Here is a 26,447-nt window from a genome sequence, read left to right as displayed (position 1 = left end):
CTTGTCACGGGTGTTCCTCGGGTCTGCTCGGTTTTGGCAGAGTGTGCCATCAGCTTGCGCTTCGGCAGGGGAAAAAATATGCGGTTCACCTGCATGTTATCGCAACCTCATGCCAGAGGCATCAAACGTCAGGTTCATCACGTTCCATTCGCCGTATTTCTCGGGGTCCAGCTCATAGCCGGGCTTGCCACCACAGCCGCGCACCCCGCGCACTACGGCGCGCTTGGCCGCTTCAAAGGCCTGCTGGGCGGCAGCCTCGTCGCCGCCTTCAAAGCTGGTCATCTGGATCGACGGGGCGACCGGCGTGCCGTCCTCGTTCATCTCGACCCGCATCACCAGTTTCACCCGCTGCGCGGCACTCGACAGGCTGCCGATGTTCCAGCACGAATTGATCGCCACGCGCACCCCATCCCTCTCACCCGCCGTCATCGGCGGACCTTCGGGCAAGCCGGTGTCGGTGCTGGAGGTGTCGGTAGCCGCAGCCTCCGCCAACGCGGCGGCAATCGCTTCGGCCTCGGCGTCGGCCTGCTCGGTTGCCTCTTCGGTGGCCTGCGCTTCCGGCTCGGGCGCATCCTCAACCTGGACCTGCCGCTCGGGGCGCGCCTGCGGACGAAGCGAAGCCGTCGGGGCCAGTTCCGGCGCATCACTTTCGGTGGCATCAGGCGACACCATCGCGGCACTTTCCTCAGGCGCGGCGGCAGGCTCGGTGGTCTCAATCACCGGGGCATCAGGCTCGGCCTGATCCGATACCTCGGGCGTCGCCTCTTCGGCGACCTCGGGCGTGTCTTGTTCACTTTCAACCGGCACATCCGTGATGCGCTGCGCCGGGCGCGGCGCCGGGGCCTCGGTGCTTTCGGGCATGGGGATAAGCTGTTCTTCTTCCGCCACCTGCGGGGCAGGCTCGGGCACGGCAACCGGCTGAACCTCGGGCGCCACCGGCACCTCTTCGGGCAAAACCTCTTCCACCGGGGTCGGCTCGGCCGGGGCTTCAGTCTCAGGCAGTGCCGTATCCACCGGCTCGGGCGGCTGAACAACCGGCGGCGCCTCAGCCGGTTCCACCGCAGGATCAGGCTTTGGGGCTGACGCCATCATGGCCTGATACTCGCCCTCGCTCATCAGCGAGACCGAGGCCACCTCCATCGGCGGCATATCCTTGGGCGCAAACAGCCAGCCGCCAAGGACCGCCCAGAGGATCACCCCCAGGTGGCCGACGGCGGAAATCGTCGTGGCCTTGTCCATATTGCCCAAGCCAATGCTGCCCAGATTCATCGCGCGGCCTTAGTTGCTGCCGTCCATCGCCGGACCACCAGAATCAGTGACCAACCCGATGTTGTTGAACCCACCCGCGTTCAAAGCGCCCATCACCTGCGCCACCCGCTCATAGGCCAAGGCCCCATCGGCGCGCAAAAACACCTTGTCGGAGGTGCGCTCAGCGGCAATCGCGGCCAGCTTGGGGATCAGTTCCGCATCTGACACTTCGGTGGTCTGCAACAAGATCAGCCCATCGGCGGTGATCGAGATGGTCAGCGGTTCTTCTTCCTCATTCGGCATGGCGCTGGCGGCGGTGTCCGGCAATTCAATCGGCACCCCCACTGTCAGCATCGGTGCCGCCACCATGAAGATGATGAGAAGCACCAGCATCACGTCCACAAAGGGCGTGACGTTGATCTCACTCATCGCGGCGGATGACCCGCGGCGGCGGCCCCTCCGGCCACCCCCGCCCGCTTTTTTCATCACCCCTCCGCCCATGGATCAGGCGTCCAACTGGCGCGAAAGGATGGTGGCAAACTCGTCGGCAAAGGCCTCATAGCCGCCCGTGATATGCTCACTGTCGGCATTCAGCTTGTTGTAGAACACCACAGCCGGAATAGCGGCGATCAGGCCGACACCGGTGGCCAACAGCGCCTCGGCAATACCGGGGGCCACAACTGCGAGGTTGGTGTTCTGGCTGATGGCGATCTGTTCAAACGAATGCTTGATCCCCCAGACCGTGCCGAACAACCCGATAAAGGGCGCAGTCGACCCGGTGGTGGCCAAGAACGACAGACCCTTGTTCAAGGCCTCGGATTCCCGCGCAATGGCAACATCCATCGCCCGATCAATCCGCGCCTGAGCGCCCGCGATCAGCCCGCCATCCTGCCGGTGGCTGCGACGCCACTCCAGCATGCCCGCCGAAAAGATCTTCTCCGACGCGCCCTGAGGGTCGCCGCCGATCTTTTCAAACAGCTCGTCCAAAGGCTCACCCGACCAGAAGGCCCGGTCAAACACCGCAGCTTCGGCCCGCGCAGAGCGGAACATAAGGTGCTTTCTGATGATGATGGCCCATGACCAGAAGGACATGACCAAAAGCGCGATCATCACGAGTTTGACCGTGATGGTCGCGCGTGCAAATAGGGCGAGCATGGAGAAATCAATCTCCGCCGCCATTCCGATGGCTTCCGTTTCCATTACGCCTGCTCTTCTAACGCGGGTCTACGCCCGCCTGATATGGGTGATTCTAGCAAGGTTTGAGAGGGATTGCCAACACATCTGCGTTAATGGCGGTTTTGCGCCCATCTGTGTCGGCCTTCACGCGCCAAAGGTCGCCTGCGGAACAGGTCAGCTCGACGCGGCCTGCAACGCCGCGCGAATATGGGGCGACAGGCGGGCTGGCTTGCCGGTGTCATGCAGACACACCAAGACCACTTGGGCGGTGAAGAGCCGCTCCTCGCCCCGCCAAACCTCTTGGCGCAGCGTGATGCTGGCCCCGCCCAGCGCCACAAGGTCAGTCGTGACCTGCAACAGGTCATCAAACTTGGCCGGTTTCAAAAAATCCGCATCCACCTTGCGCACCGCAAAGACGATCCCCTGATCCGCCTTAAGCGCCCCCTGATCCACACCGCAACCCCGCACCCACTCGCTGCGGCCCCGCTCGATGAACTTCAGGTAATTGGCGTAATAGACGATGCCCGCCAGATCGGTGTCCTCGTAGTAGACGCGAACGGGAAAAGAATGGGTCATGCGCTGTCCTTCAAGGTTTGGCCTGCGCTGCCCAGCCGGGCAAGCTCATCAGCATTCTCACCAAGGGCGGCCAGCCCCTTTGGCGACAGGGCGTAAACGCCCAAGGCCACCCGGTCAAACCAGCCGTAATGATCCGCCCGCATCAAGGCGGCGGCCTTTGCAACCCCCGCCCGCTTGGCCACCTCGGCGGCCTTCAGCGGGCCATCGGCCACAGACGCCAGACAGCGCAGCGCATCCTGCCGATAGGCGGTCATGCGCTTGATGCCGGTCGTGCCGCCCTGATTGGGATCGCCCACCCGGCGCTGAAACTCACGCAGCAACCGCCCCGCGCGGGTAGCATTGCGGTGGGGAAGATATGGGCCGGGGTCCAGATGTGCCTCAACCAACCCCGGATCAGCCCCCGCCTCCCCCGGCGTCACGACCAAAAGGCCAAGCCCCAACCGACGGCACAGCGCCACAATATCCTTATACCGCGCAGGCCAGCCCTTTTTCGGTGCCGCAACCGCAAGATACACGGTGTCAAACAACGCCTGCCGCGCCACACCCTGCAACACAAGGCTCAGATTGAAGCCCAGCTTCATCTCAACAACCAAGGGCGGGTCCCCCGCGCGCAGGGCCATGATGTCACAAGCCCCGATTTCGGCCTTCACCTCATAGCCCTGCGCCTCCAGAAAGGCCTTCAAGGGCGGATAAAGGTCGGCCTCTTTCATAGCCGCGCGGCCAACCGATAGGCATGCGACCCATCCCGCGCCACGGGCGGCATCACCGGCGCATAGGCGGCGCGGATCACATCGCCAATCTCGGGGCGCAAGATCACCCGCTCTCCGGCACGGCCCAAAGGCGACAGCTCTGCAAAGGCCGCCTCGCCCCAAACCAAAATGGCCTGCACCGCCTCGTTTAACGCCAGCGTCTCGGCGGGCATCTCCGCGAGCATCCCCTCCATCCGCACAAAGACAAACCCCGCCTTGATCGCGCCCTCGGCGTCAAAGCGGAAGGCGCGGTAATGATGCGCCTCTGCCGCCGCCAGCCGGTCACACAAGGGGCCAAGATCCGGGATCAGCCGATCAAGGTTCGGCACCTGAGGCAGTTCCGCCCAATCGCGCAGGAAAAACACCATGAGGTTTGCGCCAAGCTCCGGGTCCGTCTCGGCCATCTTATGCCCGGCCAAGGCCACCACCGCCTCAATCGCGCCCTTGACGATGGCCAGCGTGGCATCATCGACCCCAAAGACCACCGGCACAATCGGCCGCCCCCAGCGGGCGCAGAAATAGGATCCATCCTTGCGGGTGAACAGGGCTTGCACCTGATCGGGGGTCATCACGCACTCCTTCAGCCAGCGGCCCTCGGATCGATGCCGCGACAGGCTGAAAACATCAAGAGGAAGGCCGGCATATTCTGCGCGCACCAGCATCCCGCCCACCCCCGGGGCGCCGCCCCGGACCCCGGAGTATTTCGAAAGGCGCAAATCCTTGAACGGCTCTTGCCTTCAATGCGGCACAAATATCCAACTTGGCTGGCCCGGGGCGCTCAGCCCTCGAAAAGCTCGCCCTGACCGGGGCCTTTCGGCGCGGCCAGTCCCAGATGCGACCAGGCCTTCGCCCCCAGCATCCGCCCCCGCGGCGTGCGCAGGATCAGACCTTGTTGCAGAAGATAGGGCTCAATCACCTCTTCAATCGCATCCCGCGCCTCGGACAAGGCAGCGGCGATGGTTTCCACCCCAACCGGGCCGCCGCCGTAGTTTTCGGCCAAAAGCGTCATATAGCGCCGGTCGCCGCCATCCAGACCCAGATGATCGACACCGAGTCGCGTCAGCGCGCGGTCGGCGATGGCTTGGGTCAGGCGGCCATTGCCCTCGACGGTGACAAAATCCACCACCCGACGCAGCAAGCGCCCCGCAATCCGCGGAGTGCCCCGGGCGCGCTTCGCGATTTCGCGGGTGCCGGCGGGGTCGCTTTCAATCCCCAAAAGCCGCGCGCCACGGGTGACGATATGGTCAAGCTCATCCTCGGTGTAAAACTGCAACCGGGTCGGAATGCCAAAGCGGTCGCGCAAGGGCGTGGTCAACAGGCCCAGCCGCGTTGTCGCGCCCACCAGCGTAAAGGGCTGCAGATCAATCCGCACCGTGCGCGCCGCCGGTCCCTCGCCGATCACCAGATCCAGCGCGAAATCTTCCATCGCGGGATAGAGCACCTCTTCCACCACCGGCGACAGGCGGTGAATCTCGTCGATGAACAGCACATCGCGCGGTTCCAGATTGGTCAGGATCGCCGCAAGATCCCCCGGCTTTGCCAGAACCGGCCCCGAGGTCATGCGAAACCCCACCCCCAATTCGCGCGCCATGATCTGCGCCAGCGTCGTCTTGCCCAAACCGGGAGGGCCATGGAACAGCGTGTGATCCATCGATTCCCCGCGCATCCGCGCCGATTGGATGAAGACCGCAAGGTTCGCCCGCGCCTCGGCTTGGCCGACGAATTCCTCCAGCATCTGCGGGCGCAAAGCCCGGTCGAGATCCTCGGGCAGTTTCTCAGGGCGCAAGGTGGGGTCGGAGGTCATCGCTTAGCCTTTCGGAGCCAGCAGTTTCAGGCTGGCGCGGATCAGCGCGGCGGTGTCGGCATCGGGGGCCTCCCCCGCCACCGTCGCCACCGCCTGTGCCGCATCGCCCTGACCATAGCCAAGGTTCATCAGCGCCGAGAGCGCATCGGCCGTATAGGCCGCGCGTGATTGGCTGGGCGCCGGGCTGGCCGGTTTGGCGGGCTTCTTCGCCGGGGCAGGCACCATCGGTTCGATCACGCTGTCATCCGCCTCGGCGGTCACTGACAGGCTGACCCCCATCGCCATGACGGACCCTGCCTTGGACTTCAGCTCCAAGATCACCCGCTGCGCCAGTTTCGGCCCCACGCCGGGCGCGGCCTGAATGGCGCGTGCATCACCCAGCGTGATGGCGCGACCCGCGCCCTCGGGCCCCAGCGTGCCCAAGATCGCCATCGCGGCCTTGGCACCGACGCCCTGCACGGTCATCAAGAGCTTATGCCATTCCTTTTCCAGCATGGTCGGAAAGCCAAACAGCTGCAAAAGATCCTCGCGCACCAACAACTCGGTATAAAGCGACACCGCCTCGCCCAAGCCCGGCAGGCCCGCCATGGTGCGGTCCGAGACATGCACGATATAGCCCACGCCGCGCACATCAATCAGCACATGGTCCGCGCCGCGCCAATCCAGCCTGCCCGAAATCTTGCCAATCATCCCGCTGCCCTTTTCACTGCGGCCTGCAACCGCCCCGCACTTTGCAGATGATGCGCATGGCAGATCGCAATCGCCAAGGCATCCGCCGCATCCGGCCCGGCAATCTTGACCCCCGGCAGATGCAGCCGCACCATGTGGTCAACCTGATCCTTGGAGGCATGGCCGACGCCCACAATCGCCTTCTTTACCGCATTCGGGGCATATTCTCCCACCGTCAGCCCAAACTGCGCCGGCACCAACAGCGCAATCCCGCGCGCTTGGCCGAGCTTCAGCGTCGCCACCGCGTCCTTGTTAACAAAGGTATGTTCCACCGCCGCCGCCTCGGGGGAATACTGGCGCAGAACCTCGGTCAACTGGCTGTAAAGCGACACCAGACGCAGCGCGAGATCGCCCTCCCCCTCACCCGGAGCGGAATGGCAAATGCCGTTGGCGACATGGCTGATCCGCGCGCCAGCGACGTCGATCACACCCCAGCCAAGGTTTCGCAGCCCGGGGTCAATTCCCAAAACGCGCATGCTTGCCCCGTTCTTTCCTGTTTCGCCCGAATTAGCACGAAAAGAGAACATTCGCCAAGATGAATTGCAGTCTTGCGCGGCGATAGCAGGTCTATTATGCAGTCGCAGAAAGACGACGTCATGGTTTGCGTCAGCGACATTTTCCGCGTGAAATCCGATTTAGCGCATAAATTTATGACATTTTTTAGAACACGAGCCATGCACGGCGCGCATTGCGGCCATGCCGGAACCCCCATTGCTTCGCATCTGCAGCATGGCTATTTACCCGTCATCGAAGGCGAATAAACGCCTCGCAATAGAGCAGTTTGTGAAAGGATACCCGCTATGGCCGCCTATGAGACGTCCCGCGCGGCGCCGTTTGGCGCCATTGCTATTTTCCGCTTCGTTCAGTCTGTGTCTGACAAAGCCGCCGCCCTTGCCGCTTGGAATGACGCTCGCGTCACCCGCAATGCGCTGGCCAAGCTGTCAGACCGTGAGCTTGACGATATCGGTCTGTGCCGTGGTGACATTGAGGTGATCGGCCGCTAAGGCCAGATCAACCGAAGAAATAGACAAAGCCGCTGCCCGGGTTCGGGCGGCGGCTTTTGTTTGCGGTGGGGGCCATGTGTGGTTCGCTCACCGGAACATCGCCCCGCCGATGCCGGGGCCATACTCCCCGACGCGCCTTATGAGATCAGGCGTTCAGCGCGCAGTGGCGACTGCGATCTTTTCGGCGACATAGGCCGTCACCGGATCCACCTGCATCAACCAGCCGCCCAGGCGATCAAAGCCTGGGCTCTGGCTCAACTGCGCGACCCGGTCCTGATAGGCCGCAGGCCCCACCGCATGCAGGATGCCCGCTTTCAGCCCAAAAGCCGTCATCGCAACAAACACAAAAGGCATCAGACGCAGGCGCAAGCGTTTCTTCGGCAGGCCATAGGTGACAGACCGGCCCAGCGTTCCGGGGGCCTCGTGACCATAGCCCTTGCCATGGGAGGACTGATAATCGGCCACGCGACTGTAGAAGTTCACCAAATTCGCATCATACATGACAGCGGCTCCACAAAACGGCCCCACACTTGGGTGTTTATGGGGTCAGATTGTGGCGAAATCGGGGCAGACGCAGGACCTAAGCCCCGGATTTGACAGAAACAATTCAGTTCCGTTTCAGCACCAATGCCGACCACTCACCAATGTCCTCGCGCGACACCAGCGTGAAACCGGCGACATTATAGGCCGCAACCACCGCCTCAGCCTGCACCGCCAGAAGGCCCGACAGGATGACCAGCCCATCCTTGGCACAATGCTGGCCCATGTCAGGTGCCAACTCAATCAGCGGGCCTTTCAGGATATTGGCGAAGATCAGATCATAGGGGCTGACCTCATGCAGACGCGGATGGGCAAAGCCCGCCGCCTCAAGGCATTCGATGCGGCCCTCAAGCCCGTTGATCGCGACATTCGCCTCGGCCACATCCACCGCGACCTCGTCAATGTCCGAGGCAATGACGACCGCATCCGGAAACACCCGGGCCGCCGCCAGCGCCAAAACCGCCGTGCCCGCGCCGATGTCCACAACTTTGGCCGGGCGAATGCCCTGTTCAACCAGCCGATCAAAGGCCCGCAAACAGCCCAGCGTGGTGCCGTGATGCCCCGTGCCAAAGGCCACCGTCGCCTCAATCTGCAAAGGAATCCGGCCCGGATCACTCGGCACCCGGTCAGCATCATGGCTGCCATAGACAAAGAAGCGCCCAGCCTCGACCGGGGCCAACTCGCGCCGCACATGGGCCACCCAATCCACATCGGGCACTTCGGAAATCACGAAAGGCTTGCCGCCGAACTGCGCGACAAGTGCGTTCAACACCTGCGGATCAGGCGCGTCGGACAGGTACAGACCAACCTCCCACAGCCCGGAATTGTCCTCAATCTCAAAGGCGCCAATGCCATAGGGGGCCGGGTCCAACTGCTCCAACGCCGCCGCCAGCGCCCGCGCCGGGCCTTCACCGGGCAAGGTGGTCAGCGCCGACCATGTGGTCTGCGACAGGCTCGACACTTCAAACGCCGCCGCGCCAAAGGCTTCGGCCAGCACCGCCAGCATCACCTCATTCGGCGGCAAGGCAAAGGTGGCCGACACCTGCACCAGCCCCGCCATGCCCTCAATATCATAGCACTCCGCCGTCAGGGCCGGAGGCTGCATCCGCTCCAGCGCCTCGGCCAAGGCAAAGGCGGCGTCGTCACCTTCAAGAGTGGTTTGGGCGGTGAACAAGGGCATTTTGGCCTCCGAAGCTGCATGGCCGGGGCTTAGGCTCTTGGCCTGCCCCGGTCAAGCAATCAGACCGCCAGCCCGATCGGACAGCTCACCCCGGTGCCCGCCAGCCCGCAATAACCATTGGGGTTCTTGGCGAGATATTGCTGATGGTAATCCTCGGCATAGTAGAACGTCGGTACGGGGATGATTTCCGTGGTGATCTGCCCCAACCCCGCCGCCCGCAACCGCGCGCCATAGACCTCTTTCGAGGCCTCTGCCGCAGCCGCCTGCTCGGGGCCATAGCAATAGATGCCCGACCGATAGGTCGATCCAATGTCATTGCCCTGCCGCATGCCTTGGGTCGGATCATGGTTTTCCCAAAACACCTGCAACAGCGCCTCATACGAGGTGACCGCCGGATCAAAGATCACCCGCACCACCTCGTTATGGCCGGTCAGCTGAGTGCAGGTTTCCTTATAGGTCGGGTTCGGCGTGAAGCCGCCCGCATAGCCGACCATGGTCAGCCAAAGGCCGGGCTCTTGCCAAAACTTGCGCTCCACCCCCCAAAAACAGCCCATCCCAAACATCGCCTCAGCCATGCCCGCCGGCACAGGCGATTTGAGATCGATGCCCGACAGGAAATGCGGCTCGGTCAACGGCAAGGGGTCGGGGCGGCCGGGAAGGGCGTTTTCGGGACGGACCATCTGCATCTTGCTGGCATTGGCGAAAAACATCGCACGTCTCCTTCTCGTTCGGCGTCTGTGTTCAACTTGATATAGGCGAGAAACAAAATCCTTCGAAGGATTTTGACAAATTTCTTTTCCAAGAAATTTGAGCCGGGCAAAAACCAGCCTCTCCTCAAACGACTTCGTCGTCTCCTCGCCCCCCCGACGAGCGACGAAGTCGACGAGGAGGGTCGGTCAATAAAAACTCTGCGGATCGATATCAATCGCCAGCCGCAGATTGTTCGGCAGCTTCAACTGCCCGACCCATTCCGCCAAGGCCGCCTGCAACGGCACACCCTTCTCCGCCTTGACCAAGAGCCGCACCCGATGCCGCCCGCGCACCCGCGCAATCGGCGCGGGGGCGGGCCCAAACACCTGCGCCCCCACCCGCCGCAACGGACCATCGCGGCGGGCGAGTTCCGTGCCAAAATCAAACACCTGCGCCACATCGGGTGACGACAGGATGATCCCCGCCATCCGGCCATAGGGCGGCACCCCCGCCGCCCTGCGCTCCGCCGCCTCGGCCTTCCAAAACGCCTCTTCGTCGCCGCCAAGGATCGCCCGAATAACCGGATGCTCCGGCTGGTGGGTCTGCAACCACGCCTCGCCCGGCTTGTCCGCCCGCCCCGCGCGCCCCGCCACCTGCCGCATCAGCTGAAACGTCCGCTCCGCCGCCCGCAGGTCTGACCCCTGCAAGCCAAGGTCCGCATCAATCACCCCAACCAGCGTCAGCAAGGGAAAATTGTGCCCCTTGGCCACGATCTGCGTGCCGATGATGATATCTGCGCCCCCCTCGGCAATGTTCACCACCGCCTCTTTCAACGCCCGGGCTGAGCCAAAGAGGTCCGATGACAACACCGCCAGCCGCGCCTCGGGGAACCGCGCCACCACCTCCTCGGCCAGCCGCTCCACCCCCGGACCAACCACGGCCATCCGCCCCTCCACCCCGCAAGCCGGGCAGGCCACCGGCACTGGCTTCGTCGCCCCGCATTGGTGGCACACCAACCGCTTCAAGAACCGATGCTCCACCATCCGAGCATCGCAATCGTCACAGCCCACCTGATGCCCGCACGCCCGGCAGAGCGTGATCGGCGCATAGCCGCGACGGTTCAGAAACAACAGGCTCTGCTCGCCCTTGGCCACCCGCGCCTGCACCTCCGCCGCCAGCTTGGCCGAAATCCAGCGGTCCGAGGGCAAGGTTTCTGCCCGCATATCAATCGCCTTCATCTGCGGCAGCTCCGCCACCCCAAACCGCGCACCCAGATCCAGACGGCGATATTTGCCCGCCTCAACATTGGCCCAAGACTCAAGACAGGGCGTGGCTGAGGCGAGCACAATCGGGCAGCCCAGGATATTGGCCCGCAACACGGCCATATCGCGCGCGTTGTAAAGAACCCCCTCTTCCTGCTTGTAACTGGTGTCATGCTCCTCATCGACCACGATCAACCCCAGATCGCGGAAGGGCAGGAACAGCGCAGACCGCGCCCCCACCACAAACTGCGCGCGCCCTTGGCCCACCATCTTCCACAACCGGCGGCGCTCAGTCATCGTCACACCTGAATGCCATTCCGCAGGCCGTGCCCCGAACCGCGCCTCCACCCGGGCCAGAAAATCCGCCGTTAAGGCAATCTCGGGCAAAAGCACCAGCGCCTGCTGCCCCCGCCGCAAACATTCCGCCACCGCCTCAAGATACACCTCGGTCTTGCCCGACCCGGTGACACCCTTCAGCAAAGTGGCCGCAAAACCCCCACCGATCTGCCCAACCAGCGCATCGGCCGCCGCCACCTGATCGCCCCGCAGATGGGTGGCAGGCTGCGGCACAAGCGGCGGATAGGGCAGATCGCGGGGGGTGTCCTCCTCGGCAATCACGCCAAGCTTGACCAAACCCTTGACGACAGAAGGCCCGCATCCCGCCTCCTCGGCCAATTCCCCCAAGGTCACGGGAGAATTGCCAAACCGCCGCAGCGCCTCCACCACGCGAAACCGCGCCTCGGTCATCTGGTTGGGCACCGGCCCCCCGAGGCGGTAGACCTTGCGCATCGACACCGCATCGCCCAACCCCGGCGCGCGGGTGGCCAACCGCAACATCGCGGCCAAGGGCGTCAGCGTGTAATCGGCAGCGCGCGTCAAAAAGGCGCGCAACTCGGCCCGCATCGGGGCGGCGTCCAGCACACGCCCCACGGGGCGGATGCGTGCGGGATCAAACTTGCCCTCGCCCGGCCCCCAGACCACGCCCAGAACCCGGCGCGGGCCCAAAGGCACCTCGACAAAATCGCCGTCCCCACAGCCGCCCTCAGGGGATTTATAGTCCAACACGCGGCCCAAGGGCTCTGTCGTCAGAACCCCCACCAACTCGCCTGCCTGATAGACCCGTTCCGCCACGCTGCCGCCCTTTGCCTTGGCCACCCACTTGGGGTAAACCCCCCGCAACGCCATCACAACCCATTCAAAGGACCCCGCCCCATGAAATTCTTTGTCGATACCGCCGATGTCGATGCCATCCGCGAATTGCATGCCCTTGGCATGGTGGACGGCGTCACGACGAACCCCTCGCTGATCCTGAAATCAGGCCGCGACATCATCGAAGTGACCAAAGAGATCTGCTCCTTCGTCGAAGGCCCGGTTTCGGCCGAAGTGGTGGCGCTCACCGCCGACGAGATGATCGCCGAAGGCCGCAAACTCGCCGCCATCGCCCCCAATATCGCCGTCAAAGTGCCGCTGACCTGGGACGGCCTGAAAACCTGCAAGGTGCTGTCGAGCGAAGGCTTCATGGTCAACGTGACGCTCTGCTTCTCGGCCAATCAGGCGCTGGTGGCCGCCAAAGCCGGCGCGACCTTCATCTCGCCCTTCATCGGGCGCCTCGATGACATCAACCTTGACGGGCTGGAGCTGATCTCCGACATCCGCCAGATCTATGACAACTACGGCTTTGACACCCAGATCCTCGCCGCCTCGATCCGCACCGCCAACCACGTCACCCAATGCGCCCTGATCGGCGCCGATGTGATGACCGCCCCGCCTTCGGTTATCAAAGGGCTGGCCAGCCATGTGCTGACCGACAAGGGGCTGGAGCAGTTCATGAAAGACTGGGCCAAGACCGGTCAGAAAATCCTGTAACGGCCCCGCGGCCCCACCTGTCGGATGCCTCCGGCGGGAGTATTTGGGCCAAGATGAAACCGTTTCATCTTGGTCTGAAATACTCCCCGCGGAGCGTCCGCGCGCTGTCAAAGCCGCGCCGCTGTGGCGCAAAGACACTAGAGCGGCGCCCAAGCTTCGTGATAGAAGGTTGGAAAATGAAAAGACTTCGCCCATGGGCGAGGCTGTGAGGCCCGGGACAGATGATAGATCAGGACATGCGGGACCGCATCTTGGCGGAACCTGAAACGCTTCTGGAAGACCGCGATGTGATGAATGCGCTCATCGGCGCGAATGAGCGGCTGATGGGGGGCAATGTCGTCGATCTGCGCGGCATCGCGATGGAGCGGCTGGAAAACCGGCTGGACCGGTTGGAAGACACCCACCGCACCGTGATCGCCGCCGCTTATGAGAATCTGGCCGGCACCAATCAGGTGCACCGCGCGATCCTGCAAATGCTGGACCCGCTGAGCTTTGAAGATTTCCTGAAAACCATGGCTTCAGATGTGGCGCAAACCCTGCGGGTCGATTGCGTCCGGCTGGTGTTGGAGACGGCGCAAGAGGCCGAAGATCCCGCGCTGCGCAAGCTTGGCGATGTGCTGTCGATCGCGGCACCCGGCTTTGTCGCTGATTACCTGACGGGGGGCCGCAATGTGCCGCAGCGCCCCGTCGTCCTGCGGCAGGTCCTGCCGCAATCCGAAGCGATCTATGGCGACCGCGCGGGCTGGATCCGGTCCGAGGCCTTGATGAAGCTCGATTTCGGCACCGGCCGTTTGCCCGGCATGTTGGTCTTGGGGGCCGAGGACCCGCATCAGTTCAAGCCCACCCACGGCACCGATCTTCTGGCCTTCTTCGCTGGCATCTTTGAACGCACCATGCGGCGTTGGTTGTCATGACGGGCGGCGGGCTGGCGATCTCAGCCGCCCAACGCGAGGCCCTCACGCGCTGGCTCGATCATCTGCGCGCGCTGAGAGGGGCGGCTGACAACACGCTGGCCGCCTATGCCCGTGATCTGGGCCAGTTTCTGGACTTTCTCTCTCATCATCAGGGCGGCCAAGCGGGGCTTGGCGCGCTGACCACGCTCGGTCAGGCCGATCTGCGCGCTTGGATGGCCGATCTGAGGGGCCACGAGATCTCGCCCCGCTCCATCGCGCGCAAGCTTTCGGCGGTGAAGGGCTTTCTGGCCTTTGTCGCCGATCAGACCGGGGCCGATGCCACCGCCACCCTCTCGGCGCGGGGCCCGAAATACCGGCGCAAACTGCCGCGGCCTTTGTCGGAAGCGGCGGCGCAAGACATCATTCAGGTGGTGGGCGATCAGGCGCGCAGCGATTGGGTCGCCGCCCGCGATATGGCGATCGTGACCTTGCTTTATGGCTCGGGCCTGCGGATTTCCGAAGCCTTGGGCCTTACAGGGCGCGCCCATCCCCTGCCCGATGTGCTGCGCATCCTTGGCAAGGGCGGCAAAGAGCGGCTGGTCCCGACCCTGCCCGTCACGGGCCAGGCGATTGCCCGCTATGCCGCCCTTTGTCCCTTTGATCTGACACCCGATGCGCCCCTCTTTCGCGGCGCGCGCGGCGGCCCCTTGAACCCGCGCCTTGTGCAAAAGGTCATGGAGCAGGCCCGCCTGCAAATGGGCCTGCCCGCCACCGCCACCCCCCATGCCCTGCGCCACAGCTTTGCCACGCATCTTCTGTCCGCCGGGGGCGATCTGCGCGCGATCCAAGAGCTTTTGGGCCATGCGAGCCTCTCCACCACCCAAGCCTATACCGCGGTCGACACCGCGCGGCTGATGGAAGTTTATGAAAAAGCGCACCCAAGGGCCTGAATTTGCCTCTTGTGGTTGACACGCGGCAATGATCGGCCAAAAAGGCCCTATGGATGTAAAGATCAAAGCCCTTTCGGTTCATTTGCTGACTGCCACCGGGGCAGTTCTGTCGATGTTTGCCATGCTCGCCGCCGTGGAAGGCAATTGGCAGACCATGTTCCTGTGGCTGGTCTTGGCGCTTTTAGTCGATGGCATTGATGGCCCGCTCGCGCGCCGCTATGACACGCCGAAGAATTTCCCGATCTATGACGGCGTCCTGATGGACCTGATCGTCGATTACCTGACCTATGTGTTCATCCCCGCCTATGCCTTGTTCAAATCGGGCATGCTGACAGGCTGGACCGGGTGGCTGGTGATCATCGCCATCTGCTACGGCTCGGTAATCTATTTCTCCGACACCCGCATGAAAACCAAGGACAAAAGCTTCTCGGGCTTTCCGGCCTGCTGGAACATGGTGGTGCTTGTGCTCTTTGCCGTGGCCCCCTCGCAAAGCGTGATCTTGGCGATTGTGGTGCTGTTGACCGTGGGCATGTTCCTGCCGCTCAAGTTCGTGCACCCCACCCGCACCGAGCGCTGGCGCGAGGTCACCCTGCCGGTGTCCATCGCTTGGGTCACCTTCGCCGGTTGGGCGGCATGGGTGAACTTTGCCGAAGGCACCTGGGCGCATTGGGGGCTGGTGGCAACCTCGGTCTATCTGGTGGGTGCAGGCATCGCCCAGCAGATCATCCCCGCCCGGCCCCGGCGAATTTCCTGACCCGCAAATTTCCTGACACCCGCGCCTCGTACGGCGGGCGCCGTCTCGTTGCGCGACGCGTGACCGCTGCACCCGCAGCGGGCTCAAATAGCGGCGCTAAAGCCGCGTCAGCATCACCCCGCCGACAATGACCAGCGTGGCCAACGCCTTGCCCCGCGTCATCTTCTCGCCAAAGACCAGCCAGCCGATCATCACCGCAAAGAGGATCGAGGTTTCGCGCAACGCCGCCACCACGGCAATCGGCGCAATGGTCATGGCCCAGACGCTCACCGCATAGGCCCCGTACGAGGCCGCCGCCGCGATCATCCCCACGCCCCAGGCCTTGCGCTGGCGCGGCAGCACCGCCAACCCTTTCCACGCCAGCATGCCCCCGGCAAAGAACAGCCCATCCACCACAAAGACCCAGGCGATATAGGCCACCGCATCACCCGACACCCGCGCGCCCTGCCCGTCGATCAGCGTATAGGTCGCCGTCGCACAGGCCGAGCACAGCGCATAAGGGATCAGCCGCCGGTTCTCGCCATTGGCAAAGACCCCCTGCGCCATCAACAAGATGCCCAAACCCAGTACGGCAATCCCGGCAAATTCCACCGGCGTGATGACATCGGGCAGGAAGAACGGCGACACCAGCCCCACCATCAACGGGGCCGAACCGCGGGCAATCGGGTAAACCCGGCTTAAATCGCCACGCTCATAGGCATAGGTCAGGAACAGCTTGTAAAAGAAATGCGCGCAACCCGCCGCAATCACCCACGGGGCGACCGACCAATCCAAAGCCGGACGCGCCATCACCACGGCAAGGCCAATCGGGATCTCGCCGATCGACAAGATCACCATCGCCCCCATGCGCGAGGTGCCAACCTTCAGAAGCGAATTCCACAAGGCGTGCAGGAAGGCCGCCCCAAGAACGGCCAGCATGACCCAAAGACTCATGCGGTTTCCTTTGCCTGCCAGTCTGTCACAGAACCGTTACAAAGACCGCAAGCCCGCCGCAAGGCCGATCCGGGGGCGGCAAGGCTCAAAGACGGCTGGCGCTTGCCGCCCCCGTCACCCGCCCGCTGGCCTGCATCCCCAAGGGGGCAAAGGCCTCACGCAGCATGACCGCCATCCCCTCAATCGCCGGAGAGGTGCCGCGCGGATTGCGCAGCAAAATCACGCGGGCATAGTCGACAATCGGAAAGCCATCCTCGGCCGACAACTCCCGACACCCCACCGGGATCGTTGACCGCGACAAGGGCGCCACCGCCACGCCGTTTTGCACCGCAACCCGAAACCCGCCCGCCATGTCGCACGACCACGCGGGCCGCCAGTCGATCCGCTGACGCGACAGCCCGGCTTCGGCAAACTCCCGGCTCCAGGCCGATTTGAAATAGACCGCCACCGGCACCGGGCGGCGCAAATGCTGCTGATGGGTGATCGAGGTGACCCAGACCGTCGGGTCAAGGCACAACACCTCGCCCTCCTGCACATATTCCCAGTCATAAATCACCGCGAGGTCGATCTCATCGGCCTCCAGCGCCTTGATCTGCGCGGTCGAATGGTCCACCCGCACCGACACCTCCACGCCCTCATGGCGCTCATCAAAGGCGGCCAGCGCACGCGGCAACACGGTGCCCGAATACTCGTCCGGAATGCCCACGCGCACCGGCCCGACCAGTGGCTTTTCGCGCAGCGCAATGGCCGCCTGATCCAACAGCGCCACCACCTTGCGCGCATAGGGCAGCAATTGCTCGCCGCGCGGCGTCAGGTCCACCCCCCGCGCCTGCCGGGTGAACAGGGGCTGACCAAGGCTCTCTTCCAACCGCTTGATCTGCAACGACACCGCCGATTGCGTGCGAAACAACCGCGCCGCCGCTATGGTGACAGACCCGCTGTCGGCCACCGCCAGAAAGCTGCGCATCAGATCGCTGTCGAGGGGGGCGCTCATCCGAAATATCCATGAGTTTTACCAATGTCAGGGATAAAACCTATTCGTTTGTAAAATGTCAACGCAAGGCGCATATCCACCCCATACATAGGAGTTTGTCATGTTCGCCCGCCTGATGTCGCTGTTCCAGACCCGCCGCTCGACCCGCTTTTTGCTGGATCGCAGCGATGAGCGGCTCTTGGCCGATATCGGCCTGACGCGGGCCGACCTTAAAGCCATGCACCTCGGCCTCGGCCCGGCTGAAGCCCGCCAAAAGGCGCACAGCTTCCCGGCCCTGCCTTTCGAGTTTCGTCTCCCTGCCTGACGGCAGACCTCTTCGCGGGGGCACCTGACGCCCCCGCGAAGTTTTTTATAGAAAAGGCGCTGATCCCCCGGATCAGCGCCTTTTGGTTTGTCGGACCTGTTGGGCCACGCGTCCGGGCCGCCCAACGCTGTCGGGACAGATGCCATACACCAACCCGACGCAGACCAGACGCCAACCAGACGCCCGATTTACCCCAAAGCGTCGTTGCAGCGCTTGCAGGTGTGGGGGTGTTTGTGGGTGCCCACATCCGGCAAAATCTGCCAGCAGCGCTGGCACTTTTCACCCTGCGCAGGATGGAACACCACCGCCACATCCGCCACATCGGGCAAGCTAAACGCCCCCTCCGGCGCCGGACCCTGACGCAGCACCAGACCCGAGGTGATGCACAATTCGGCAAAGTTCACCGACCCCAAAAGCTTGGCCAAAACAGGGGTAACAAACACCTCCGGCGCGGCTTCAAGACTGGAACCGATCACCTTCGCGGTGCGCTGCACCTCCAACGCGCCCGTCACCACGCGGCGGGCATCACGCAGGCCGGTCCAGGTATCAGCCAAAGATTGATCCAGCCAAGCCTTTGGCGTTTCAGGGAAATCACTCAGGTGGATCGAGCTGTCCTCACCGGGGAAGCGTTCTAGCCAGACCTCTTCCATGGTGAACACCAAGACCGGGGCCAGCCACGCGGTCAGCCGCTGGAGGACCAGATCCATCACCGTCCGGCAGGCCCGGCGGCGCATAGATGCGGGCGCGTCGCAGTAGAGAACGTCCTTGCGGATGTCGAAGTAAACCGCGCTCAGATCGGTCGTGGCAAAGGTGAACAGCTTTTGGAACACGCCTTGGAAGTCGTATTTGGCATAGCCTTCGCGCACCTCGGCGTCCAACTCGGCCAAGCGGTGCAGGATGAAGCGTTCGCTCTCCGGCATCTCCGAAACCGCGATCCGCTCGGCCTCGTCAAACCCCGCCAGCGCACCCAACATATAGCGCATTGTGTTGCGCAGGCGACGATAGCTGTCAGCCACCCCTTTCAGGATTTCCTTGCCGATCCGCAGGTCCACCGTGTAGTCAGCCTGCGCCACCCACAGACGCAGGATATCCGCGCCGTATTCGTCGATAACCGCTTGCGGTGCCACGGTATTTCCCAAGGACTTGGACATCTTCATGCCCTTTTCGTCCAGCGTGAAACCATGGGTCAGCACCCCCCGATAGGGCGCGCGGCCCTTGGTGCCGCAGGCCTGCAACATCGAGGAATGGAACCACCCGCGATGCTGGTCGGTGCCCTCTAGATATAGATCGGCCAAGCCGTCTTCGGTGCCATCCTCACGGTCGCGCAACACGAAGGCATGGGTCGAGCCGCTGTCAAACCACACGTCCAACACGTCGAAAATCTGAGTGTACTCAGCCGGGTTCACGATGCCATCCAGCATCTTTTCCTTGAACCCCGCCACGTACCAAACATCCGCGCCCTCAGCCTCAAACGCCGCCTTGATGCGGGCGTTGACGGCCTCGTTGCGCAACAGGAAATCGGCATCCGTCGGCTTGGCACCCAGCTTGGTAAAGCAGGTCAGCGGCACGCCCCAAGCGCGTTGACGCGACAGCACCCAATCCGGCCGCGCCTCGATCATGGAATAGAGGCGGTTGCGCCCCGTTTGCGGGGTCCAGGTGACCAACTCGTTGATCGAGGTCAGCGCGCGGCTGCGGATCGTATCGCCATGCGCGCCCATGCCGTCGTCCAGCTTGCGGTCAATCGCGACGAACCACTGCGGCGTGTTGCGATAGATCACAGGGGCTTTGGAGCGCCACGAATGGGGGTAGGAATGCTTCAGCTTGCCCTTAGCAAACAGTGCCCCCGCTCCCGCCAGCGCCTTGATATTGCTGACGTTTGCCGGGCCTTCTTTGCCATCGGGCAGGATGATGTGCTGGCCGCCGAACAAGGGCAGATCGGTGCGATATGAGCCATCGGCCTCGACGTTATAGGTCATGCCAAGGCTGTACTTCAGACCCATCTGATAGTCGTCATCGCCATGGCTGGGCGCGGTATGGACAAAGCCCGTGCCTGCATCATCCGTCACATGGTCGCCCGCGACCATCGGCACGGGGAAGTCCCATTCGCCATTGCCACCTTCGATGCCGGCGTAGGGGTGCGACATTGTCATGCCCGCCAGATCGTCAGGCTTCACATCGCACAGGCGGCGGACCATCTCGGGGCCAACCAGCTTGGCTTGGCCAAACACGGCCTCGGCCAAAGCATCGGCAACGATCACCCGGTGACCGATGGTGGCCGTACTTTCGGCAGGCCGCCCGATGATTTCATAAAGACCATAGGCAATGCCCGGCCCATAGCTGACCCCACGGTTCTGCGGGATGGTCCAAGGTGTTGTCGTCCAAATCAGCACATCGGTGTGGGTTTTCGTGAAGAGCGCATCGCCCTTGACCACCTTAAACCGCACCCAAACCATATGGCTCGTGTGGTCGTGATACTCCACCTCCGCCTCGGCCAGCGCGGTCTTTTCGACCGGCGACCACATGACGGGCTTGGAGCCTTGATAAAGCGAGCCGTTCATCAAGAACTTCATGAACTCGTCGGCGATCACCGCCTCGGCATGGTAATCCATTGTTAGATAGGGGTTTTCCCAGTTTCCGGTGATGCCCAGCCGCTTGAATTCCTCGCGCTGGATGTCGATCCAGCCTTCGGCAAAGCGGCGGCATTCCTGACGGAAATCGACGATATCGACATCGTCCTTGTTCAGTCCCTTGGCGCGGTATTGCTCTTCGATCTTCCATTCGATCGGCAGGCCGTGGCAATCCCACCCCGGCACATAGCGCGCGTCGCGGCCCATCATTTGCTGGGACCGCACGACCATGTCCTTCAGGATTTTGTTCAGCGCATGGCCGATGTGCAGATGGCCGTTGGCGTAGGGCGGGCCGTCATGCAGCGTGAAATCGCGGCGCCCGGTCTTTTCGCGCAGCCGATCATAGACGCCGATCTGTTCCCAACGCGCCAGCCAACCCGGCTCACGCTGCGGCAGACCCCCGCGCATGGGAAACTCGGTTTCCGGCAGAAACACAGTGTCACGGTAGTCAACGTCAAGGTCTGGCGTGTCGGCGCACATCGGATGCGGTCCTTCGGGAATGGGGATTGCGGTCGGTCCTTGGAGGCGGCGAATGCGCCTTGTCACCCCGGCGCCCTGTCAGGACGCCGGGCCGCTAATTCGGTGAAGGACCGGAAAGGCTGTGTTCATGGGCTGCCTTATAGGCAGGGCCGCGAACAAGGTCAAAGGGGGTAGGAAGGTCAACGATGCCCACCGAGCCAGACGCAATGTCGCCACTGCCCGCAGGCGTCAGAGCTTTTTCAGCCGGATCACCACATCCACCCGCGAAATCGCGGCCCCTGCGGGCGCGGCGGGCAGTTCGGCGATTTTCAACTGGTTGGCCGGGGCATCGGTCAGGGTGCCGCTGTCTTCCCAATAGAAGTGCGGATGGTCGTCCAGCCGCGTATCGAAATAGGACCGCGAGCCATCTACAACCACCTCATTCATCAGCCCCGCATCACAAAAGGCGCGCAGGGTGTTGTAGACGGTGGCTAGACTGACCTTATCGGCGGTGCCAGCCGCGGCGGCGTAAAGCCCCTCGGCGGTGACGTGACGGTCCTCGCCGTCGCCGACCAAGAGGGCGGCCAACGCAAGACGCTGCCGGGTCGGCCGCAGGCCGCCAGAGGCAAGCCAGCCGATAAGCCGCGCGTCAGGGTCATGGGGGATCAGATCGGTCATGCCTTCCTTATAAAGGACATATCGCAGACATTTCAATTGGAATCCCCAGCCTTGACGCCCGACAGTGACAAAGCGAACGGACAGGCCCCTGCCCTTGCTTCCCTATCGCTGGGGGTGATACACGGAGCAAACAACAGCCTTTGGGGGACTGGGCAAGAATGGGCCTTTATCCGACATCGTTCAGCAAGGAAGACCTTCTGAAATGCGCGCGTGGCGAATTGTTCGGCCCCGGCAACGCGCAATTGCCAGCGCCACCCATGCTGATGATGGACCGCATCACCGAGATTTCGGAAGATGGCGGCTTGCATGGCAAGGGCCATGTGGTGGCCGAATTCGATATCACGCCTGATCTTTGGTTCTTTGACTGCCACTTCCCCGGCAACCCGATCATGCCCGGCTGCCTTGGCCTTGATGGGCTGTGGCAGCTGACCGGCTTTAACCTTGGCTGGCGCGGCTGGCAGGGGCGTGGCTATGCGCTGGGTGTGGGCGAGGTCAAGCTGACCGGCATGGTGCGCCCTGACCGCAAGATGCTGACCTACAAGGTCGATTTCACCAAGGCCCTGACCACCCGCCGTCTGACCATGGGCGTTGCCAATGGCATCGTCGAGGCGGATGGCGAGGTCATCTATCAAGTCACCGACATGAAAGTTGCCCTCTCGGCGACCTAAGAAAAGGAGTGCGCCCATGCGTCGCGTCGTCATCACCGGCATCGGGATCGTTTCATCCATCGGCAATAATGCAGCCGAGGTCGAAGCCTCGCTCCACGCCGGCAAATCCGGCATCGTCTTTGCCCCCGAATATGCCGAGCACGGCTTCCGCTGCCGCGTTCACGGCCAGCCCAACATCGTGCTGGAAGACCACATCGACAAGCGTGACCTGCGCTTTATGGGCGATGGGGCGGCCTATACCTTTATCGCGATGGATCAGGCGGTGAAGGATTCCGGCCTGTCGGAAAGCGATGTTTCGAATGAGCGCACCGGCATCATCGTGGGTTCGGGTGGGCCTTCGACCAAGTCTTTCTTCAAGGCCCACAACATCGTGCGCGAAACGGGCAGCCCAAAGCGGATCGGCCCGTTTGGCGTGACCAAGGGCATGTCCTCGACCGTCTCGGCCTGCCTTGCGACCCCGTTCAAGATCAAGGGCGTGAACTATTCGATCACCTCGGCCTGCTCCACCTCGGCCCATTGCATCGGCAACGGAACCGAGTTGATCCAGATGGGCAAGCAGGACATCGTGTTCGCCGGTGGCGGCGAAGAGCTGGACTGGACGCTGTCGTGCCTGTTCGATGCGATGGGCGCGATGTCGTCGAAGTATAACGATGCCCCCGAAACCGCGAGCCGCACCTATGACGCCACGCGCGACGGGTTCGTGATTGCTGGCGGCGGCGGTGTGGTGGTTCTGGAAGAACTTAACCACGCTCTGGCCCGCGGCGCCAAGATCTACGCCGAAGTCACCGGCTATGGTGCGACGTCGGACGGCCACGACATGGTGGCCCCGTCGGGTGAAGGCGGCGAGCGCGCGATGCGGCTGGCCCTGTCAACCCTGCCGCAGGGCCGCAAGATTGACTATATCAACAGCCACGGCACCTCGACCGTGGTCGGCGATGTGACCGAGGTTGAGGCCATCCGCCGGGTCTTTGGCCAAGGCACCACGCCGCCCATCGCCTCGACCAAGTCGCTGACGGGTCATTGCCTTGGCGGCGCGGGTGTGTGGGAGGCGATCTATTCGCTGATCATGATGAACAAAGGTTTCATCGCCGCCTCGGCCAACGTCACCACGCTGGACCCCGCCCTTGACCCGTCGGAAATCGTGACCAGCCTGCGCGAAGGCGTTGCGATCGACAGCGTGCTGTCCAACAGCTTTGGCTTTGGCGGCACCAATGCGACCTTGGTGATGTCGAAATACCTTGGGTGATCGCGGCTCTCGGCTGATTTCGTTAACAGGAGTGCCAGTATGGCCGATCTGATGAAGGGCAAGCGCGGGCTTGTCATGGGTGTGGCGAATGAACGCTCCATCGCTTGGGGCATTGCCAAGGCCTTGGCGGATGAAGGCGCGGAACTTGCCTTCTCTTATCAGGGCGACGCCTTTGGCAAGCGGGTGGAACCCCTTGCCGCTTCGGTCGGCAGTGATTTTCTGGTCGATGTCGATGTCACCAATGACGACAGCCTTGAGGCCTGCTTTGGCGCGCTGAAAGACCGCTGGGGCACGATGGATTTTCTGATCCATGCCATCGCCTTTTCCGACAAGAACGAATTGACCGGCCGGTTCATCAACACCACGCGCGGCAACTTCAGCAATTCGCTGGCGATTTCCTGCTTTTCCTTTATCGACGTCAGCCGCCGGGCCTCGGAGCTGATGCCGAACGGTGGGTCACTGATCACGCTGACCTATGGCGGCTCAAACCGTGTGACGCCGAATTACAACGTGATGGGCGTTGCCAAAGCGGCTTTGGAAAGCGCCACCCGCTATCTGGCCAATGACCTTGGCCCCCAGCAGGTGCGTGTCAACGCCATCTCGCCCGGCCCGATGAAAACCCTGGCCGGTGCGGCCATCGGCGGCGCGCGCGCCACGTTCCGCCACACCGAGGCCAATGCGCCGATGCGCGCCAATGCCACGCTGGAGGCGATCGGCGGCACCGCCGTTTGGCTGTGCAGCGATTACGGCAATTGCACCACGGGAGAGGTTGTGCATGTCGATTGCGGCTTCCACGTGCTGGGCATGCCGCAGCAAGACAACCTTTAAGCCGCAAGGCGGCTGCGGGCTATCGGATCATCGACACAGGGGCCAAGCGGGCCTTGGTATGGCAACGATGTCGCCATGCCGAAAGACTGCACGGGCGGCCTTCTAACTTTCCCTGCGCTTCACCTGATTGGAGATCTCGGCGACCACCTCATCACTTAGACCAAACTCGCTTTGCAGCTTGGTCAACAGTTGCTTTTCGCGTTCTTCAACAAACCCGTCCGAAAGCGCGTCTCGTAACTGTTGTTCATAAAGCACCTTTTTTCTGGCCAATTGATTGGCAAAGGACGTCGCAACAATACCGCTGAAGATTGCCAAGGTCGCGATGCCCAAAAAGGCGGTCACAATGGCAATCGCTTTTCCAACAGGCGTGATGGGAGAGATATCGCCATAACCGACTGTCGTCAGTGTGATCACTGACCAGTAAATTGCATGCGGAATAGAGGCCAGTTTTTCGGGCTGTACCGCCGCTTCAGCGTAATACATCAAGGTCGAACTCGCCACGATGGCGATTGACAACAGGTACACCACAGCCCCGAACGACCGGCGCTCGGCATAGATTGCGGACGCGAGGTCCTCAATCGCAGTGGAATAATGGGACAGTTTCAAAAGCCGGGTCAGCCGAAGAAGTCGCAAAACCCGCAGATCCGCGCCGGGGAATAAGACCTGCAGATAGAACGGCAGGATTGAAATGATGTCCACAAGGCCATGAAAGCTAAAGATATAGTCTTTGCGGCCCTTCCAATCAGAATGTGAATGCCGAGATCCGTTGCTCCACAGCCTCAGCAGAAATTCCAAAGTGAAGAACGCGATAGCGAAGGTCTCAAACATCGCCAGTTGCGCGCCATAAACGGCCCCAATGCTGTCAACGCTTTCAAGGATAATCTCGGTCACGCTGAGCAAGATCACCAGCGTGATCAGCCTGTCGCACCATAAGCTGGGTTTGTCATCGACGTCGCCCTTGTCCAAAATCTGCATGGTGCGAAGTCGAATATCTTGCACGCGCATCAGCCAGCATCCTTCGGCGCCATGAGATCAAGACAGGTTTCGCAGGAAGGTTCTCAGGGCCCGCAAGAGCCTTCCTCATCAACTCTGGATTTGCACTTGGTTTGTTTTATGAAGTCAATCTTCCTGAATGACGGGCGGGTGTCGCCTTCCAAAGGCGATACACTTTCAATTTCACACCGGTAATTTCACTGATGCGCGCCGCATAATTCTCATATGCGCGCCTTTTGATGAACTTTATTCCCATACGCCCGTAGCGCGATAATCCTTTCACGAGGCGGCAATCCTTGGACCATCGTTTTCTCCTTATGAGACGTCAAGAAGGGCACTTGCAGGCAGAACGTCAGGTCCTAGAACTGCGCTTAAACAAGGAGAGCAGCACATGACATACAAACTGGCCCTGATGGGTGCTTTGGTTTTAAACACCGGTGCAGTTTTTGCATCAGATGAGCTTTGTGTCGCCGTGACAGATACGGCGCTTTTTGCCGATGCTGGGCTGACACAAGACATCCGCCCGATCTTCCAGTTTGATGGTGCCCAGTTCAAACCGGACACCAAAGACGGCGCGGTCATGTTTGGCATGGCCTATGACAATCTCATGCAGCAAATGCTGGAAGAGGGCAGCTATGTGCGGGCCAGCGACTGGGCCTGCGAAACCATGGCCGGGGCCGAAACCAGCGAAAGCGACAAGTCCTATGACGTCTCCGCCGAGGCCTGCCAGCTTGAACTGTCCGACACCCGCCTGACGGTCACGGCGGCAAGCCTTGGCTTTTATGAATCCTCCTGTGACGTGGTGGAGGAGAGTGCCAGAGACGACGGTGCAAGGCTCCTGACACTGCAATGCTACGGTCTGGGCGAGGAATGGCCTGCGAAAGCCGTGGTCAAAGACCTCGACGGCGGGGGGCTTGCCCTCAAACTCGACGAATTCGCGGAAACCTACCTGCCCTGTGACGCTTAATCGTCGTGCGGCCGCGAAATCCGCGCGCCGCAACCGCACGACACAGGCGAAAGCGCCCGCCATGCGCCTTGCAACCTCTCAGAGGCCCCCCAAAGGGCCACTGACAAGGCACATGCGATCGGGATAGGCGGGACTGGAAGGGCGAGCGTCGGCTGCAAAGCCGAAGCAGAAAGCCCAAGCCAATAACAAATTGCCAAAGATTGAAGATTTGGAGCGGGTGACGGGAATCGAACCCGTGTCTTTAGCTTGGAAGGCTAAGGTCTTACCATTACACAACACCCGCGCTGAGGGTTAGATAGCATCCCCGCCGGGCAGGCTCAAGCCTTGCA

29 protein-coding genes and 1 tRNA gene are annotated in these 26,447 nt (G+C 62.3%); 11 read left to right on the top strand and 19 right to left on the bottom strand.

Annotated features, from left to right (window positions below; genetic code table 11):
- Positions 1–96 precede the first annotated feature (96 nt).
- From tolA to ruvC, 9 genes are all read right to left on the bottom strand, one after another.
- Positions 97–1,269, bottom strand: a complete 1,173-nt coding sequence (gene tolA, locus AC72UB_RS02300; RefSeq protein WP_505188322.1) for a cell envelope integrity protein TolA — start codon at positions 1,267–1,269, stop codon at positions 97–99.
- Positions 1,270–1,278: 9 nt separating this feature from the next.
- Positions 1,279–1,749, bottom strand: a complete 471-nt coding sequence (gene tolR / locus AC72UB_RS02295; RefSeq protein ID WP_463288905.1) for a protein TolR — start codon at positions 1,747–1,749, stop codon at positions 1,279–1,281.
- 3 nt (positions 1,750–1,752) lie between these two features.
- A complete protein-coding gene (tolQ, locus tag AC72UB_RS02290) occupies positions 1,753–2,448 on the bottom strand; it encodes a protein TolQ (protein ID WP_463288904.1) in 696 nt (231 codons plus the stop codon).
- A 150-nt stretch (positions 2,449–2,598) separates the two neighbouring features.
- Positions 2,599–3,000, bottom strand: coding sequence for a tol-pal system-associated acyl-CoA thioesterase (ybgC, locus tag AC72UB_RS02285; protein WP_505188321.1), 402 nt, complete (start codon positions 2,998–3,000; stop codon positions 2,599–2,601).
- Positions 2,997–3,710: a DUF2161 family putative PD-(D/E)XK-type phosphodiesterase gene (locus tag AC72UB_RS02280; RefSeq protein ID WP_505188320.1), complete on the bottom strand. Its 714-nt coding sequence runs from the start codon at positions 3,708–3,710 to the stop codon at positions 2,997–2,999. Before AC72UB_RS02280 ends, ybgC begins: the two co-directional genes overlap by 4 nt.
- Positions 3,707–4,318, bottom strand: a complete 612-nt coding sequence (locus AC72UB_RS02275) for a hypothetical protein (RefSeq protein ID WP_505188319.1) — start codon at positions 4,316–4,318, stop codon at positions 3,707–3,709. The genes AC72UB_RS02280 and AC72UB_RS02275 overlap by 4 nt, the downstream gene beginning before the upstream one ends.
- A 209-nt stretch (positions 4,319–4,527) precedes the next feature.
- The gene (gene ruvB / locus AC72UB_RS02270; RefSeq protein WP_463288900.1) at positions 4,528–5,553 is read right to left on the bottom strand and encodes a Holliday junction branch migration DNA helicase RuvB; all 1,026 of its coding nucleotides are present in this window, start codon (positions 5,551–5,553) and stop codon (positions 4,528–4,530) included.
- Between the two features lie 3 nt (positions 5,554–5,556).
- On the bottom strand, positions 5,557–6,243 hold the full coding sequence (gene ruvA / locus AC72UB_RS02265; protein WP_505188318.1) for a Holliday junction branch migration protein RuvA: 687 nt from the start codon (positions 6,241–6,243) through the stop codon (positions 5,557–5,559).
- The gene (gene ruvC / locus AC72UB_RS02260; RefSeq protein ID WP_505188317.1) at positions 6,240–6,758 is read right to left on the bottom strand and encodes a crossover junction endodeoxyribonuclease RuvC; all 519 of its coding nucleotides are present in this window, start codon (positions 6,756–6,758) and stop codon (positions 6,240–6,242) included. The genes ruvA and ruvC overlap by 4 nt, the downstream gene beginning before the upstream one ends.
- Positions 6,759–6,854: 96 nt before the next feature.
- On the opposite strand from ruvC, the gene AC72UB_RS02255 reads away from it, so the two are divergent.
- Positions 6,855–7,043: a hypothetical protein gene (locus tag AC72UB_RS02255; RefSeq protein WP_463288897.1), complete on the top strand. Its 189-nt coding sequence runs from the start codon at positions 6,855–6,857 to the stop codon at positions 7,041–7,043.
- Between the two features lie 39 nt (positions 7,044–7,082).
- The gene (locus tag AC72UB_RS02250) at positions 7,083–7,286 is read left to right on the top strand and encodes a DUF1127 domain-containing protein (RefSeq protein WP_505188316.1); all 204 of its coding nucleotides are present in this window, start codon (positions 7,083–7,085) and stop codon (positions 7,284–7,286) included.
- Between the two features lie 153 nt (positions 7,287–7,439).
- On the opposite strand, the gene AC72UB_RS02245 is transcribed toward AC72UB_RS02250, so the two are convergent.
- The 4 genes from AC72UB_RS02245 to AC72UB_RS02230 all read right to left on the bottom strand — a co-directional run bounded on the left by AC72UB_RS02245 (position 7,440) and on the right by AC72UB_RS02230 (position 12,221).
- Positions 7,440–7,787: a hypothetical protein gene (locus AC72UB_RS02245; protein WP_505188315.1), complete on the bottom strand. Its 348-nt coding sequence runs from the start codon at positions 7,785–7,787 to the stop codon at positions 7,440–7,442.
- A gap of 106 nt (positions 7,788–7,893) precedes the next feature.
- Positions 7,894–8,778 carry a 50S ribosomal protein L11 methyltransferase gene (locus AC72UB_RS02240; protein ID WP_505188405.1) on the bottom strand — a complete coding sequence of 295 codons (885 nt, stop codon included), beginning with the start codon at positions 8,776–8,778 and terminating at the stop codon, positions 7,894–7,896.
- Between the two features lie 287 nt (positions 8,779–9,065).
- Positions 9,066–9,716 carry a peptide-methionine (S)-S-oxide reductase MsrA gene (msrA, locus tag AC72UB_RS02235; RefSeq protein ID WP_505188314.1) on the bottom strand — a complete coding sequence of 217 codons (651 nt, stop codon included), beginning with the start codon at positions 9,714–9,716 and terminating at the stop codon, positions 9,066–9,068.
- 186 nt (positions 9,717–9,902) lie between these two features.
- Positions 9,903–12,221, bottom strand: coding sequence for a primosomal protein N' (locus AC72UB_RS02230; RefSeq protein WP_505188313.1), 2,319 nt, complete (start codon positions 12,219–12,221; stop codon positions 9,903–9,905).
- Here AC72UB_RS02230 and fsa point away from each other — a divergent pair.
- The 4 genes from fsa (at position 12,171) to AC72UB_RS02210 (ending at position 15,421) form a co-directional block, all read left to right on the top strand.
- Positions 12,171–12,824: a fructose-6-phosphate aldolase gene (gene fsa / locus AC72UB_RS02225; RefSeq protein ID WP_463288892.1), complete on the top strand. Its 654-nt coding sequence runs from the start codon at positions 12,171–12,173 to the stop codon at positions 12,822–12,824. The genes AC72UB_RS02230 and fsa overlap by 51 nt on opposite strands.
- Positions 12,825–13,045: 221 nt before the next feature.
- Positions 13,046–13,738, top strand: coding sequence for a DUF484 family protein (locus AC72UB_RS02220; protein ID WP_463288891.1), 693 nt, complete (start codon positions 13,046–13,048; stop codon positions 13,736–13,738).
- Positions 13,735–14,667, top strand: coding sequence for a tyrosine recombinase XerC (locus AC72UB_RS02215; protein ID WP_505188404.1), 933 nt, complete (start codon positions 13,735–13,737; stop codon positions 14,665–14,667). Before AC72UB_RS02220 ends, AC72UB_RS02215 begins: the two co-directional genes overlap by 4 nt.
- A gap of 49 nt (positions 14,668–14,716) precedes the next feature.
- A complete protein-coding gene (locus AC72UB_RS02210; protein ID WP_463288889.1) occupies positions 14,717–15,421 on the top strand; it encodes a CDP-alcohol phosphatidyltransferase family protein in 705 nt (234 codons plus the stop codon).
- Between the two features lie 96 nt (positions 15,422–15,517).
- Here AC72UB_RS02210 and AC72UB_RS02205 read toward each other — a convergent pair whose 3' ends face one another.
- Both AC72UB_RS02205 and AC72UB_RS02200 read right to left on the bottom strand, forming a co-directional pair.
- Positions 15,518–16,354 carry an EamA family transporter gene (locus tag AC72UB_RS02205; protein ID WP_505188312.1) on the bottom strand — a complete coding sequence of 279 codons (837 nt, stop codon included), beginning with the start codon at positions 16,352–16,354 and terminating at the stop codon, positions 15,518–15,520.
- Between the two features lie 85 nt (positions 16,355–16,439).
- On the bottom strand, positions 16,440–17,348 hold the full coding sequence (locus AC72UB_RS02200; RefSeq protein ID WP_505188311.1) for a LysR family transcriptional regulator: 909 nt from the start codon (positions 17,346–17,348) through the stop codon (positions 16,440–16,442).
- A gap of 100 nt (positions 17,349–17,448) precedes the next feature.
- Here AC72UB_RS02200 and AC72UB_RS02195 point away from each other — a divergent pair, with 100 nt between their 5' ends.
- Positions 17,449–17,652 (top strand): DUF1127 domain-containing protein, encoded by a 204-nt coding sequence (locus AC72UB_RS02195; protein WP_505188310.1) that lies wholly within the window; start codon positions 17,449–17,451, stop codon positions 17,650–17,652.
- 188 nt (positions 17,653–17,840) lie between these two features.
- On the opposite strand, the gene ileS is transcribed toward AC72UB_RS02195, so the two are convergent.
- On the bottom strand, positions 17,841–20,759 hold the full coding sequence (gene ileS, locus AC72UB_RS02190) for an isoleucine--tRNA ligase (protein WP_505188309.1): 2,919 nt from the start codon (positions 20,757–20,759) through the stop codon (positions 17,841–17,843).
- Positions 20,760–20,987: 228 nt separating this feature from the next.
- The gene (gene irrA / locus AC72UB_RS02185; RefSeq protein ID WP_463288884.1) at positions 20,988–21,416 is read right to left on the bottom strand and encodes an iron response transcriptional regulator IrrA; all 429 of its coding nucleotides are present in this window, start codon (positions 21,414–21,416) and stop codon (positions 20,988–20,990) included.
- Between the two features lie 158 nt (positions 21,417–21,574).
- On the opposite strand from irrA, the gene fabA reads away from it, so the two are divergent.
- From fabA to AC72UB_RS02170, 3 genes are read left to right on the top strand one after another with little or no spacing between them, the layout of a single operon-like run.
- Positions 21,575–22,084, top strand: a complete 510-nt coding sequence (fabA, locus tag AC72UB_RS02180) for a bifunctional 3-hydroxydecanoyl-ACP dehydratase/trans-2-decenoyl-ACP isomerase (protein WP_463288883.1) — start codon at positions 21,575–21,577, stop codon at positions 22,082–22,084.
- Between the two features lie 16 nt (positions 22,085–22,100).
- Entirely contained in the window at positions 22,101–23,330 is a 1,230-nt protein-coding gene (fabB, locus tag AC72UB_RS02175) for a beta-ketoacyl-ACP synthase I (RefSeq protein ID WP_505188308.1), read from the top strand.
- 39 nt (positions 23,331–23,369) lie between these two features.
- A complete protein-coding gene (locus AC72UB_RS02170) occupies positions 23,370–24,158 on the top strand; it encodes an enoyl-ACP reductase FabI (protein ID WP_463288881.1) in 789 nt (262 codons plus the stop codon).
- Between the two features lie 102 nt (positions 24,159–24,260).
- Here AC72UB_RS02170 and AC72UB_RS02165 read toward each other — a convergent pair whose 3' ends face one another.
- Positions 24,261–25,133, bottom strand: a complete 873-nt coding sequence (locus AC72UB_RS02165; protein WP_505188403.1) for a potassium channel family protein — start codon at positions 25,131–25,133, stop codon at positions 24,261–24,263.
- A 409-nt stretch (positions 25,134–25,542) separates the two neighbouring features.
- Here AC72UB_RS02165 and AC72UB_RS02160 point away from each other — a divergent pair, with 409 nt between their 5' ends.
- Positions 25,543–26,118 (top strand): hypothetical protein, encoded by a 576-nt coding sequence (locus AC72UB_RS02160; RefSeq protein ID WP_505188307.1) that lies wholly within the window; start codon positions 25,543–25,545, stop codon positions 26,116–26,118.
- 209 nt (positions 26,119–26,327) lie between these two features.
- Here AC72UB_RS02160 and AC72UB_RS02155 read toward each other — a convergent pair.
- Positions 26,328–26,401 (bottom strand) — tRNA-Gly (locus AC72UB_RS02155).
- Positions 26,402–26,447: the final 46 nt, after the last annotated feature.

Source organism: Allotabrizicola aquatica (SeqCode), assembly GCF_965194375.1.
Lineage (GTDB): Bacteria > Pseudomonadota > Alphaproteobacteria > Rhodobacterales > Rhodobacteraceae > Tabrizicola_A > Tabrizicola_A aquatica.
This window is presented reverse-complemented; position numbering and strand designations above follow the sequence as displayed.